General features: G+C 59.4%; 12 protein-coding genes. 10 read left to right on the top strand and 2 right to left on the bottom strand.

The annotated features are described in order from the left end of the window. Window positions 1-4 precede the first annotated feature (4 nt). From rplQ to bfr, 3 genes are all read left to right on the top strand, one after another. The gene (gene rplQ, locus AB4N98_RS15750; RefSeq protein ID WP_003176402.1) at window positions 5-391 is read left to right on the top strand and encodes a 50S ribosomal protein L17; all 387 of its coding nucleotides are present in this window, start codon (window positions 5-7) and stop codon (window positions 389-391) included. Window positions 392-635: 244 nt separating this feature from the next. Further along, window positions 636-2,081: a catalase gene (locus tag AB4N98_RS15755; RefSeq protein ID WP_460148774.1), complete on the top strand. Its 1,446-nt coding sequence runs from the start codon at window positions 636-638 to the stop codon at window positions 2,079-2,081. Window positions 2,082-2,236: 155 nt separating this feature from the next. After that, the gene (gene bfr, locus AB4N98_RS15760; RefSeq protein ID WP_017525959.1) at window positions 2,237-2,701 is read left to right on the top strand and encodes a bacterioferritin; all 465 of its coding nucleotides are present in this window, start codon (window positions 2,237-2,239) and stop codon (window positions 2,699-2,701) included. A gap of 66 nt (window positions 2,702-2,767) precedes the next feature. On the opposite strand, the gene uvrA is transcribed toward bfr, so the two are convergent. Next, the gene (gene uvrA / locus AB4N98_RS15765) at window positions 2,768-5,602 is read right to left on the bottom strand and encodes an excinuclease ABC subunit UvrA (RefSeq protein WP_116079178.1); all 2,835 of its coding nucleotides are present in this window, start codon (window positions 5,600-5,602) and stop codon (window positions 2,768-2,770) included. Between the two features lie 178 nt (window positions 5,603-5,780). Here uvrA and AB4N98_RS15770 point away from each other — a divergent pair, with 178 nt between their 5' ends. From AB4N98_RS15770 to tam, 4 genes are all read left to right on the top strand, one after another. Then, window positions 5,781-7,175, top strand: coding sequence for an MFS transporter (locus AB4N98_RS15770; RefSeq protein ID WP_017525961.1), 1,395 nt, complete (start codon window positions 5,781-5,783; stop codon window positions 7,173-7,175). A gap of 9 nt (window positions 7,176-7,184) precedes the next feature. Next, entirely contained in the window at window positions 7,185-7,700 is a 516-nt protein-coding gene (locus AB4N98_RS15775; protein ID WP_003176397.1) for a single-stranded DNA-binding protein, read from the top strand. Between the two features lie 148 nt (window positions 7,701-7,848). Then, window positions 7,849-9,420: a hypothetical protein gene (locus AB4N98_RS15780; RefSeq protein ID WP_135196962.1), complete on the top strand. Its 1,572-nt coding sequence runs from the start codon at window positions 7,849-7,851 to the stop codon at window positions 9,418-9,420. A 57-nt stretch (window positions 9,421-9,477) separates the two neighbouring features. After that, the gene (gene tam / locus AB4N98_RS15785; protein ID WP_217855467.1) at window positions 9,478-10,239 is read left to right on the top strand and encodes a trans-aconitate 2-methyltransferase; all 762 of its coding nucleotides are present in this window, start codon (window positions 9,478-9,480) and stop codon (window positions 10,237-10,239) included. Window positions 10,240-10,251: 12 nt separating this feature from the next. On the opposite strand, the gene AB4N98_RS15790 is transcribed toward tam, so the two are convergent. Further along, window positions 10,252-10,812 (bottom strand): cysteine hydrolase family protein, encoded by a 561-nt coding sequence (locus AB4N98_RS15790; protein ID WP_217855465.1) that lies wholly within the window; start codon window positions 10,810-10,812, stop codon window positions 10,252-10,254. A 97-nt stretch (window positions 10,813-10,909) separates the two neighbouring features. On the opposite strand from AB4N98_RS15790, the gene AB4N98_RS15795 reads away from it, so the two are divergent. From AB4N98_RS15795 to AB4N98_RS15805, 3 genes are all read left to right on the top strand, one after another. Further along, window positions 10,910-11,869: a GlxA family transcriptional regulator gene (locus AB4N98_RS15795; RefSeq protein WP_026067109.1), complete on the top strand. Its 960-nt coding sequence runs from the start codon at window positions 10,910-10,912 to the stop codon at window positions 11,867-11,869. 170 nt (window positions 11,870-12,039) lie between these two features. Then, window positions 12,040-13,149 (top strand): DUF3182 family protein, encoded by a 1,110-nt coding sequence (locus tag AB4N98_RS15800; protein ID WP_217855463.1) that lies wholly within the window; start codon window positions 12,040-12,042, stop codon window positions 13,147-13,149. Next, window positions 13,139-13,894: an alpha/beta hydrolase family protein gene (locus tag AB4N98_RS15805; protein WP_460148778.1), complete on the top strand. Its 756-nt coding sequence runs from the start codon at window positions 13,139-13,141 to the stop codon at window positions 13,892-13,894. The genes AB4N98_RS15800 and AB4N98_RS15805 overlap by 11 nt, the downstream gene beginning before the upstream one ends. Window positions 13,895-13,941: the final 47 nt, after the last annotated feature.

The raw sequence follows: 13,941 nt of genomic DNA on the forward strand, positions 1-13,941 counted from the left end.
AACCATGCGTCATCGTAAAAGTGGTCGTCACCTGAGCCGTACCAGCTCGCACCGCAAGGCCATGTTTCAAAACATGGCGGTGTCGCTGTTCGAGCACGAGCTGATCAAAACTACACTGCCGAAAGCTAAAGAACTGCGTCGCGTTGCTGAGCCGCTGATCACTTTGGCCAAGACAGACAGCCTGGCTAACCGCCGTCTGGCTTTCGACCGTACTCGTTCGAAAGCTATCGTTGGTAAGCTCTTCAACGACCTGGGCAAGCGTTACGCTACCCGTGAGGGTGGCTACCTGCGCATCCTCAAGTGCGGTTTCCGCGCTGGTGACAACGCGCCTATGGCGTACGTTGAGTTGGTTGATCGTGCTACTGCCGGCGAAGCTGTAAGCGCCGAGTAAGACGACAAGCTGTAACGAAGAACCGGGCCTTAGTGCCCGGTTTTTTGTGGGCGATAGAAAAGCCATCTATATTATTCGGGTCGCTACCGGTTCTCTTTTAAGCAGACGCTATTCGCCCTGACGGGTAATTAGTTATTTTCTATCAAAGCCCATAATTTAATGCATTTGATGGTGTCATCTTGATGGTCAATACTCCCTCCAAGCCGATAGCCGGCAGTTAAGCCTGACCTGAGGAAGATTGAGCATGAGCCTGAAAACGCTTACGACCGCCAGTGGCGCTCCCGTTGCTGACAACCAGAACTCCCGCACTGCTGGCCCGCGCGGCCCGTTGCTGCTTGATGACTTTCATCTGATTGAAAAGCTTGCGCACTTCAACCGCGAAAACATTCCTGAGCGTCGTGTGCACGCCAAGGGTTCAGGTGCCTACGGAACGTTCACCGTTACACGCGACATCACTCAATACACACGTGCCAAGTTGTTCGAGACCGTTGGTAAACAAACGCCAACGTTCCTGCGCTTCTCTACCGTGGGTGGTGAGCGTGGTTCGGCAGACACTGCGCGTGACCCGCGGGGCTTCGCTTTGAAGTTCTATACCGAAGAAGGTAACTGGGACATCGTTGGCAATAACACCCCGGTATTCTTCATCCGCGATCCGCTCAAATTTCCCGATTTCATCCACACCCAGAAGCGACTGCCGCAGAGCAACCTTGGCAGTAACCAAGCCAAATGGGACTTCTGGTCACACTCGCCCGAGGCGCTGCATCAGATCACCATTCTGTTTTCGGACCGCGGTATCCCCGACGGCTACCGTCATATGCACGGCTTTGGTAGCCACACCTACAGCCTGATCAACGCTAAGGGTGAGCGTCATTGGGTGAAGTGGCACTACAAAACCAAACAAGGCATCAAGAACCTGGCGCCAGATGTGGCTGCGCGCTTGGCCGGTACCGATCCTGATTACGCTCAACGCGACCTGTTTGCTGCGATTGAGCGCGGCGACTTTCCGAAATGGAGTGTCAATATCCAAATCATGTCCGAGGCTCAGGCTGCCGCTCACTATGAGAACCCCTTCGATGTGACCAAGACCTGGTCGCAGCAGGAGTTCCCACTGATCGAAGTCGGCGAGTTGGAGCTGAATCGCAATCCCTTGAATTATTTTGCCGAGGTCGAGCAGGCTACATTTGGCCCAAGCAACATGGTGCCTGGTGTTGGGTTGTCGCCGGATCGCATGCTGCAAGGTCGCGTGTTTGCCTATGCTGATGCACACCGCTATCGCGTAGGGACCAATCACCAGCAACTGCCGGTGAACGCCCCGCGAAGCCCGGTGAACAGCTATCAGCGTGACGGCTCCATGGCATTTGGTAGCAATGGCGCAGCTGCACCAAATTATGAGCCTAACAGTTACGCTGATGCTCCAAAGCAGGCACCCCAGTATGCAGAGCCGCCCCTGCCGTTGAACGGTGCAGCAGACCGGTATGATCAACGTGAAGACACCGATTACTACAGCCATGCAGGTGCGCTGTACCGGTTGATGGATGATGCCCAGAAAGCTCTGCTGGTCAGCAACATCGCCGGTGCGATGGAAGGCGTCACCAGCGCAGTGGTACAGGTCCAACTGCAACACTTCTACAACGCCGACCCGGCTTATGGAGAAGCAATCGCAAAGGCGCTGGGTGTAACGCTTAGCTGACTCTAAACGAGAAGCAGAACCGCCCTCATTTGGGCGGTTTTTGCGTTATTTCAGCTACTTTTCTCCGCAAATCTGCACTTTTATGCCGTTGATCCCGTGACCTCCGAGTCATGATGGTTCAAACTACAGGCTTTCAAGCAGGGAGATGTAGGGCGATGCAAGGTCACCCCGACGTAATCGATTACCTCAACACGTTGCTGACGGGAGAACTGGCAGCTCGTGACCAATATTTCATCCACTCGCGTATGTACGAAGACTGGGGTTTTACCGAACTCTACGAGCGTATTAACCATGAGATGGAAGAAGAGGCACAGCACGCCGATGCATTGATGCGCCGGATTCTAATGCTCGAAGGCACGCCGCGTATGCGTCCCGACGATCTGGATGTGGGCACCAGCGTACCTGACATGCTTGCAGCTGATCTTCGTCTTGAATACAAGGTTCGTGCCGCACTCTGCAAGGGCATCGAGCTCTGCGAGCAGCACAGCGACTTCGTCACGCGGGAGATTCTGCGGGTGCAGTTGAACGACACCGAAGAAGATCACACCTATTGGCTGGAAAAGCAGTTGGGCCTGATCAAACTGATTGGCCTGGAAAACTACCTGCAATCGCAATTCTGATTTCCGCTTACAAAAAAGCCCCTGTCACCGCAACGTGACAGGGGCTTTTTCTTGGGCCTGAATCACTCAGGCCCGATCGCGTTCCAACAACGGTTTCAAGTAGTAACCGGTGTGGGACTGCTCCATCTCGCTGACCTGCTCCGGCGTACCTACCGCAATGATCTGGCCACCCTTGGAACCGCCTTCCGGCCCCAGATCCACCAGCCAATCCGCGGTCTTGATCACATCAAGGTTGTGCTCGATCACTACCACCGTATTGCCGTGGTCGCGCAACCGGTGCAACACGTCCAACAGTTGCTGGATATCCGCAAAATGCAGCCCCGTGGTCGGTTCGTCGAGGATATACAGAGTCTTGCCGGTATCGCGTTTGGACAGCTCGCGAGACAGCTTGACCCGTTGCGCCTCGCCACCAGACAGCGTGGTCGCCGATTGCCCCAGCTTGATATACGACAGGCCCACATCCATCAACGTTTGCAGCTTGCGCGCCAACGCTGGGACCGCGTCGAAAAACATACGAGCTTCCTCGATAGTCATCTCCAGGGTTTCGTGGATGCTCTTGCCTTTGTATTTGATCTCCAGGGTTTCACGGTTATAGCGTTTGCTCTTGCACACATCGCACGGCACGTAGATGTCCGGCAAAAAGTGCATCTCTACCTTGATCAAGCCATCGCCCTGGCATGCTTCGCATCGCCCGCCCTTGACGTTGAACGAGAACCGACCAGGCCCGTAACCGCGCGAGCGGGACTCCGGTACTCCGGCAAACAGCTCGCGAATCGGCGTAAACAGCCCGGTATAGGTTGCCGGGTTGGAGCGCGGTGTACGGCCGATCGGGCTCTGGTCGATGTCGACCACCTTGTCCAGGTGCTCCAGGCCCTTGATGCTGTCATGCGCAGCGGCTTCCAGGGTAGTCGCGCCGTTCAGGGCAGTGGCGCTCAAAGGGAACAGCGTGTTATTGATCAGCGTCGATTTGCCTGAGCCGGAAACACCGGTCACGCATGTCAGCAGGCCCAACGGAATCTCCAGGTCGACATTGCGCAGGTTGTTACCGCGCGCGCCCTTGAGGTGCAACGCCATCTTTTTGTTACGCGGTGTACGTTTGGCCGGTACTTCGATCTTGACGCGGCCGGACAGGTACTTGCCGGTCAACGAGTCGGGATGCGCCATCACTTCGGCCGGGGTGCCCTCGGCAACGATATGCCCACCATGCACACCGGCGCCCGGGCCGATATCGACTACATAGTCCGCCAGGCGGATCGCGTCTTCATCGTGCTCGACCACGATCACGGTGTTGCCAATATCGCGCAGGTGTTTCAGCGTACCCAGCAGGCGATCATTATCCCGTTGGTGCAAGCCAATCGACGGCTCATCGAGGATATACAACACACCCACCAGGCCGGCACCGATCTGGCTGGCCAGACGAATGCGCTGCGCCTCACCGCCGGACAACGTGTCGGCGCTACGATCCAGCGACAGGTAGTCGAGGCCCACGTTAACCAGGAACTGTAACCGCTCGCGGATTTCCTTGAGGATCTTGTCGGCAATTTCCCCGCGGCGTCCGGTCAGCTTGAGTACGCCAAAGTACTCGCAGGCATCGCCGATGGGCAGGTTGGTCACCGCTGGCAGCGTTTTCTCGCCTACCCACACATGCCGCGCCTCACGACGCAGGCGAGTGCCTCGGCAATCCGGGCAGGGCTGGGTGCTGAGGAATTTCGCCAGCTCTTCGCGCACGCTGGCCGATTCGGTCTCGCGGTAGCGCCGTTCCAGGTTCGGCACGATGCCTTCAAACGGATGCGAGCGCTTAACAATGTCGCCGCGGTCGTTCAAATATTTGAAATCGACATTCTGCGAGCCACTGCCGTGGAGGATGACTTTCTGCTGGTCCGCCGGCAGTTGATTGAAGGGCATTTCCAGGCTGAACTTATAGTGCGACGCCAGCGACCCCAGCATCTGGAAGTAATAGACGTTGCGCCTGTCCCATCCGCGTATCGCACCCTCCGCCAAGGTGAGTTCACCGTTAACCAGGCGCTTGATGTCAAAGAACTGCTTCACACCCAGGCCATCACACGTCGGGCAGGCGCCGGCCGGGTTGTTGAAGGAAAACAGCTTGGGTTCCAGTTCGCTGATGGCATGGCCACAGATCGGGCAGGCGAAGCGCGCGGAGAAGATGATCTCTTCGCCCGGCTCGTCATCCATCGGTGCTACCAGGGCGATGCCGTCCGCCAGCTTCAGCGCTGTCTCGAACGACTCCGCCAGGCGCTGCTGCAGGTCGGCACGTACTTTGAAACGGTCGACCACCACATCAATGGAGTGCTTCTTCTGCTTGTCGAGCTTGGGCGCTTCGTCCAGTTCATAGAGCTTGCCGTTGATGCGCGCGCGCACAAAACCCTGGGCGCGCAGCTCTTCGAAGACGGAAAGGTGTTCGCCCTTGCGCTCGCGAATCACCGGGGCCAGCAGCATCAGCTTGGCGCCTTCCGGCTGGGCCAGCACCAGGTCGACCATCTGGCTGACGGTCTGGGCTTCCAGGGGAATGTCGTGGTCCGGGCAGCGCGGAATACCGACTCGCGCATAGAGCAGGCGCAAGTAGTCGTAGATTTCGGTGATGGTGCCCACGGTGGAGCGCGGGTTATGGGAGGTCGATTTCTGTTCGATGGAAATCGCCGGCGACAGCCCCTCGATGGTGTCGACGTCGGGTTTTTCCATCATCGACAGGAACTGGCGGGCATAGGCCGACAGTGACTCCACATAGCGACGCTGGCCTTCGGCATACAGCGTATCGAACGCCAGGGACGATTTGCCGGAGCCGGACAGGCCGGTGATGACGATCAGTTTGTCCCGGGGCAGGGTCAGGTCGATGTTCTTCAGGTTGTGGGTTCTAGCCCCACGAATCAGGATCTTGTCCAAGATGGCCTCGCACGGCGGGCGTAAATAATGCGGGAGTATACGACGGAAGACTGGATGAATATACACTGTCAAAGTGCCGGGTGCAGCCTTACATGAAAGCTGCGCGGCAAAGCGCCGCATATACCCTCTCAATCGATGGGACTGGTAGAATCGCCGCCGGTTCACACGAGGTTTTTCCATGCACGATCCCCACAGCGAACGCATGAGTAGCGGCGAGACCCGAGCAGCAAGCGGTCTGGCCCTGGTGTTCGCCTTCCGTATGCTGGGCATGTTTATGGTGTTGCCGGTACTGGCGACCTATGGCATGGACCTCGCCGGTGCGACCCCGGCACTGATCGGCCTGGCCATTGGCGCCTATGGTCTGACCCAGGCGATTTTTCAGATTCCGTTCGGGATCATCTCCGACCGCATTGGCCGCCGCCCGGTGATTTACCTGGGGCTGATCGTCTTCGCCCTCGGCAGTGTGCTGGCGGCCCAGGCCGATTCGATCTGGGGCGTGATCGCCGGACGTATCCTGCAAGGCGCCGGCGCGATTTCCGCTGCGGTGATGGCACTGCTGTCGGACCTGACCCGCGAACAGCACCGTACCAAGGCCATGGCCATGATCGGCATGACCATAGGCCTGTCGTTTGCCGTGGCCATGGTGGTTGGCCCGTTGCTGACGCGTGCGTTCGGCTTGCACGGTTTGTTTCTCGCTACCGGCGGCATGGCGCTGATCGGTATCCTCATCGTGGCCTTCATGGTGCCGCGCTCCACCGGCACGTTGCAGCACCGCGAGTCCGGGGTTGCGCGCAAGGCGTTGTTACCGACGCTCAAGCACCCGGACCTGCTGCGCCTGGATTTAGGTATCTTCGTATTGCACGCCATGCTGATGTGCAGCTTCGTCGCCTTGCCCCTGGCACTGGTGCAAAAAGCCGGCCTGCCCAAGGAGCAGCACTGGTGGGTGTACCTCACCGCGCTGTTGATTTCGTTCTTCGCCATGATCCCGTTCATCATCTATGGCGAGAAAAAACGCAAAATGAAACGAGTTTTGCTGGGCGCCGTCGCGACATTGATGCTCACTGAACTATTCTTCTGGCAGTTCGGCGACAGCCTGCGGGCGCTGGTGATCGGCACGGTGGTGTTCTTCACCGCGTTCAACCTCCTGGAGGCTTCGCTGCCTTCGCTGATCAGTAAAGTTTCACCGGCCGGCGGCAAGGGCACGGCGATGGGGGTGTATTCCACCAGCCAGTTCCTGGGCTCCGCGCTCGGCGGCATTATGGGCGGCTGGATGTTCCAGCATGGCGGTTTGTCGGTTGTGTTCCTGGGATGCGCAGGTCTGGCTGCCCTCTGGTTGGCCTTTGCTGTTACCATGCGCGAACCTCCGTATGTGACGAGCCTACGCCTGCCGTTATCGCCTGAAGCGATTCGCGAAGCTGGCTTGGCCGAGCGCCTGAAGGCCGTCGTTGGAGTAACGGACGCAGTAGTGGTCGCAGAAGAAGCTGCGATCTACATCAAATTGGACACCGAATTATTGGACCGCGCGACGCTCGAGCAACTGGTCAACCCAGTGCCGACAGCGCGCCCAGCCTAGGAGAACGTTATGGCCCGTGGGGTTAACAAAGTCATATTGGTAGGTACGTGCGGCCAGGATCCCGAAGTTCGCTACTTGCCTAACGGTAACGCCGTGACCAACCTGAGTCTGGCGACCAGTGAACAGTGGACCGACAAGCAGACCGGTCAGAAGGTCGAAAAGACCGAATGGCACCGTGTGTCGATGTTCGGCAAGGTCGCGGAAATCGCCGGCGAATACCTGCGCAAAGGTTCGCAGGTCTACATCGAAGGCAAACTGCAAACCCGCGAGTGGGAAAAGGACGGCATCAAGCGTTACACCACTGAAATCGTGGTCGACATGCAAGGCACCATGCAACTGTTGGGCGGTCGTCCACAGGGCGACCAACAGGGCCAGGGTGGCATGTCCAACTCGGCTCCGCGCCCACAGCAGTCGCGTCCACAGCCAAGCCAGCAGCCGCAGCGTGAGTCGCGTCCAGCGCCACAGCAGGCCGCTGCGCAACCGGCTCCTGACTTTGACAGCTTTGATGACGATATCCCGTTCTAAAACGGATAGTCGCAACGGTTGTCAATAACAAATAAAGCCCCTGTGTATTCACCAGGGGCTTTATTTTTGCCCGCGGAATACTGCGCAGGTCTGCACCCCTGCGCGGTCAGGCACGTCAGGGATAGCAGAATGGAACAGGAGTTGAAACGTGAGTACTGATACGTCCGCATCGGATGCGTTGGCCCAGGCCCTCAAAGCCTGCCGAGAGCAAACTCAGGATGCCGAGCAGCGCATCCAGGAAGCCCTCGAGAGGGTTCGCCAGTTGGAAGCGAACCAGGCGGCTCAAATAAGCCATCTGAAGTACGAACTGAGCAAAGAGATTCTAGAGCAGGCCAATGCGCCCATTACCCGGGCGACCCAGGCGCTGACCTTCATCATCTCGGTGGTTGTGGTCGGCGGGTCTGCGCTGACCTATTTCATCAGCAGCAATTTGCAGACGACATTTGAATCCCAGATGAAGCAGCGTGTGGAGTCGTGGCTTTCACTTGAGAACGAATCCTCAGTCGCCAGCAAGACGCTGGATACCTACCGCACCCGAGCATTGCTTGACTCCTACATGATCCAGTTGGCTCGCCGCAAGGCGCGCGGGGAGTCCATGGTTAACCTGGATTTCAGAAAGGGCGACGAAAACCGCCTGCTGTCGATTATCGAGTCGAAAGACTCGGACAGCTCGGATTTTCTCGATGCGCTCAAACTGCTCTCGGTGGCCCGTGGCGGCTGGGCCTTCGGCGCGCGTAACGACTCAATCAGCGTGCGGTTGAGAGCGCTCTTCCAGGATGTTGATTTCGACAACAACCGCAAGCTCTACATCCTCGAAATCATGGACCGCGATGAGGGATTGATGCCCGTGGCGGTCAGTATTCTCAAGCGTGCCGACTCCCCGAAGCCGTTTCGCTTCCAGGCCTTCAAGATGTTGCAGAACGAGCGTCTTGATTCCGAGGGCGGCGCGTTGGCGCACCAATACGCCCTTGAGCGGTTGGACGCCACTCAGGATCCCGACAGCACCGCTGAAGTTGCGCAATATCTGGCAAAGATCGATCCCTTCAACCCCGCACTCACCACGTTTGTGCAGCAGTTGCAAAAGCAGCCCCGAGCAACGCGGATTATCTTGCACACCTCGCTTGCCGCCGGATGGATCAGCTTGCTGCCACACCCGTCGTTTCAGTCAATGGCTGACCTTGACCCAGCGAATCCTCCGGCGGATCGAGCGAAGCTACGACGGATGATTGCCGAGAGTCTCTCTCTGGCCATGGCCGATGGGCTGGGCTTGGGCGTGATTGACAATATTGCCGGGAAACCGGGGCTATCGATGCAGTTCACTCACACCTCCGGCACCATTAATCACGTTGATTTCCCCCTTGATCGGCTGTTCGAAGATTCGCAGCTGCTAAGCGCGTTGTTCGCGCTTGAACAACCGAAAAACCTGGTCGCATTCGCGCGGTTTTTCAATACGGTTCATCAGGATGAGGTGGTTACCAGCCTGCGCTTGGAGGTACCTGCCGAGGCATTTGAGCCGGCGCAGCGACAACACCTGGGCGAGCAGGTCGAGGCCCAACTGAAAGTGTCGCCGCAGGGCTCCGCCTATTACCGGTGGACGGACAAGAACGGCGACGTTCATCAGGAACCACTGCTCCGCTTCTTCCACCCCAACGGCATCAAGGTTATGTTTGAGCGCGACTACCTGATCTTCAAGGCGCCTTACGATACGTGGATGTTTTAGCGCTATGCGCGGCTCCAGTACGGTCCACTACCACCACGGGTTAGAAGGAAAGCGGCAATGACCTGGTCTGCCAAGCAATACACGCTGTTTGAACAACAGCGTACCCGCCCCGTCCGGGATTTGGTTGCCGCCATTCCTGATACCAATGTGCGCACCGCTGTCGACCTGGGCTGCGGGCCCGGCAACTCCACCGAAGTCTTGGCCGAGCGTTTCCCTCAAGCGCGCGTCACCGGCCTGGACAGTTCCGATGACATGCTGGCCGACGCGCGCAAAAGGCTGCCCGCGCTGACTTTCGAACTGGCGGACATTGGTGCGTGGAGCCCCGCGCAACCATTCGACGTGATCCTGGCCAATGCCTCCCTGCAATGGCTGCCGGATCACGCCAAGCTGTACCCGCACCTGGTCAGGCAACTGAACCCCGGCGGCACGCTGGCGGTGCAAACCCCCGACAACCTCGACGAGCCGGCGCACCGCCTGGCTCGGCAAGTCGCGGCGGATGGCCCGTGGGCTGCCAAGGTTGGCACGATCAAACACAACGAGCGACACACCGCGAGCTACTACTACGAACTGCTGAGCCGGCATTGCAGCACTGTCGATGTATGGGGCACCACCTACCAGCATCCCCTGGCCGATCATGCCGCTGTGGTGGAGTGGTTCAAGGGCTCGGCGTTGCGCCCCTATCTCGCACCGCTCACGCAGAGCGAAAAAGTCGCGTTCCTGCAGGATTATCAAGCGCGGATTACCCAGGCTTATCCCGCCCTGGCCGATGGCACGGTATTGCTGCCATTCCCGCGCCTGTTCGTCATCGCCACCTGCTAAAACCAGTGGTGGTCATGCCGTTGCGCGGGCCTGCACATACTCGTCCGCCGACACCACATTCGCATACCCAAACGCCAGCGCCGCCATATACGCGGCATGCACCTGCGCCGCCGGAATCACCTGCCCGTTGAACTCCAGGTCCAGGGTGGCGCAGGCGTCGTGGATCACCGTGACGGTGTAACCCAGGTCGGCCGCTGCCCGCACCACGGCATCGACGCACATATGGCTCATGCTGCCCACCACCACCAGTTCGGTGATGCTGCGTTTTTCCAGCAGGGTGCGCAGGTTGGTTTCGCGAAATGCATTCACGAAATGTTTAAGCACCACCGGCTCGTTGCCTTCGTTCAGCACTTTTGGATGCAGGTGCGCACCCTTGGACTCGGGTGTGAAGAACGGCGCGTCCTCGGAGGTGAACTCATGACGCACATGAATCACCGCATCCCCGGCCTCGCGGAAAGCCTGCAGCACCTGGGCGGCCTTGTCCGCAGCCGTTTCCACGCCGTCAAGCGGCCACTTGCCTTGGGGGAAGTAGTCGTTCTGGATATCGATTAGGATGAGCGCTTGCTTGGCCATGGGTAATTGCCTCTTGATGGGTTGATGGGCTCAGTATCTTAGCTGGCGCCGGCGCCGGGCATTGGCTGCACCGACAATAACAGGGGGAAAACTGACAATGGCTGTTGTTGAGTTGGGTGTGTTGATTTACCAAGGTGCGCAGTTGGCCGCCGTGCATGGCTTGACCGACCTGTTTGGGGTGGCCAACCGGATTGGCGCCGAGCACCAGTCGGCGCAATTGCCGCTGCTACGCGTCAGCCATTGGCAAGTGCAGGCCGATGGCCTACCGGCAAAAGTATTCGACACTCACCCAGGCCCCGAGCAGCCGCTGATGGCCGTGCTGGTACCGCCTTCGATCGGCGAGTTCACCGAGGCACAGGCGCCGGCGGCGCTGCTGGCATGGATCCGCCAACAACATGCGGCCGGCACCGTCCTTGGCGGCGTGTGCATCGGCTCAATCATGCTGGCGCGCAGCGGTTTATTGGATGGGCGCAGCGCCACCACTCATTGGTCATCCGCCGAATCCTTCGCCGCACGTTACCCCGCAGTGCGCCTGGAAGCGGACAAACCCATCGTCGATGACGGCGACTTGATCACCACGGCCGGGTTGATGGCCTGGTCCGAGCTGGGCTTGCGCCTGGTCGATCGGCTGATGGGGCCAAGCATCGCCGCCGACACGGCGCGCTTTCTGGTGATCGAACACAGCGACAGCGCCAGCCAGTGCGGCAGTAATTTTGCGCCGATCCTCGGCCATGGCGACGCGGCCATTCTCAAGGTTCAGCACTGGTTGCAGGCCAGCGGCGCGGTGGATGTGTCTGTCGCGGCCATGGCGCAGGAAGCGGGCCTGGAAGAACGCACCTTCCTGCGGCGTTTTCGCGGCGCCACCGGCCTGAAGCCCACCGAATACTGCCAGCACCTGCGCGTGGGCAAGGCGCGGCAGATGCTGGAGTTCACCAACGGCACCATCGACCATATCGCCTGGACCGTGGGCTACCAGGACCCCAGTGCCTTTCGTGCCACATTCAAAAAAATCACCGGCCTGGCGCCCAGTGATTACCGCAGCCGCTTTGGCGTGTAAGTCGTGCAGAACGCCGCGCCCTCGCATCGCCGTCGTGCAGAATAAAACAGGCCATCTGCCATCTTTTTTCCACAACGGATGAAATTCCGGACCCTACGCGTCAATCAGCCTTGGCCTGATCCCTGCAACCCCTTGTTGTACACACACGGTGGGATAGCCAAGGGGGAAGCATGACCCCAAATCAACGTAAAAAACTGGTGGTTGCTCACTCCTCGCGAGCGGGCGCGCCACAGCATGAAGTCGACACCAACCGCGCCTTGGCCCGTTGGCTGGCGCAGGTCCTGGGGCTTGAATTCGGTGGTAGCTACGACCGGCAAAAACACGCAGGCCGCGAACTTTACCTGCTGCCCACCCAAACGTTGGTGGGGCCGGAGCAGGCGCTCGCCCTGAATATCAGAGGCCCGCAAGACTTGTGGGGCGGGTATGTCGAGCACGATTTCATCTGCACCAAAGCCATCAGCCATGGCCTGTTAGGTCCCGAAGCCAAGGCGCCCGAAGGCTGGTCGGCGTTGTTCTGTGAGCGTGTACGCGATGTGGTGCTCGACGGCCTCAGCGTATTTGCCCTGGACGATGCACGGCCCGCCGCCACGCGCTTGCTCTACAGCGGGCCCATTCGGCTGAAACCGGTGCATGCGTGTGCTGGGCGCGGTCAGGAAGTTATCCACAGCCTCGACGAATTCGATGCGCTGCTGGCGCGGCCCGATGCGGCGCAACTGTTCAACCAAGGCGTGGTGCTGGAACAAGACCTGCATGATGTGGTCACCCATAGTGTGGGCCACAGTTGTATCGGCGAGCGTGTGTTCAGCTATTGCGGCGAGCAATACCTCACCGAGGACGGGCAGGGCGAGAAGGTCTATGGCGGCTCCAACCTGCTGGTGGTGCCGGGTGATTACGCGGATTTGCTGAAGCTCGACCTGCCCGACGATGTGCGCCTGGCTATCGAGCAAGCCCAGGTCTTCGATGCCGCAGCGGATGAAGCCTACCCCGGCTTCTACGCCTCGCGGCGCAACTACGACATCGCCCAGGGCCTGGACAGTGATGGCCAGCGCCGCAGTGGCGTGCTTGAACAATCCTGGCGCATGGGCGGGGCCAGCAGCGCGGAAGTCGCGGCGCTGCAGAGCTTTGTCAATCAACCAGGTCTCAAGGCCATTCGTGTGTCCTCGGTAGAGACCTACGTGGAGCAGGCGCTGCCGGCGGACGCCATCGAGGTGTACCGCGGCCCGGCGCAAAACAGCGACTTTCTCCTTAAGTACGTAACGGTTAACTCTTATGACGGCTAGAAGCGAAAGCATTGGGATCGATATCGACGACGAACAGATGAGCGGGACATTCCTGAGCCCCAAATCCAAAGTGCCGGGCGTGTTGTTCGTACACGGTTGGGGCGGTAGCCAGGAGCGCGACCTTGAGCGCGCCAAAGGCATCGCCGGCCTCGGCTGTGTGTGCCTCACCTTCGACCTGCGCGGCCATGCCGACACCGGTATTCCGCTATCGCGCGTCACCCGCGAAGACAACCTGCGCGACCTGTTGGCCGCCTACGACCGGCTGCTCTCGCACCCGGCCATCGACACGTCGGCGGTGGCCGTGGTGGGCACCAGTTATGGCGGTTACCTGGCCGCGATCCTGACATCGTTGCGCCCGGTACGCTGGTTGGCGCTGCGGGTGCCGGCGCTGTATCGCGACCAGGAATGGACCAAGCCCAAGCGTGACCTGGACAAGATGGACTTGATGGATTACCGCAGTACGCTGGTGCATGCGCAAACCAATCGCGCCTTGCAGGCGTGCTCGGAATTTACCGGGGATGTGCTGATCGTCGAATCGCAAACCGACGACCATGTGCCCCACGCCACCATCATGAGCTACCGCGCGGCGTGCCAGCAGACCCATTCCCTGACGCACCGCATCATCGACGGTGCCGACCATGCCTTGAGTGATCCGGTGTCGCAACAGGCTTACACGTCGATTCTGGTGGACTGGATCACCGAGATGGTAGTGGGGGAGCGCTTGAGCATCATCCAGTCCAGGTAATTCGTGTAGGTGGGCGTACCCGCGAAGGCGGTACGCCCGGCAACTCT

The sequence above is a fragment of the Pseudomonas sp. S3_E10 genome (assembly GCF_054667615.1).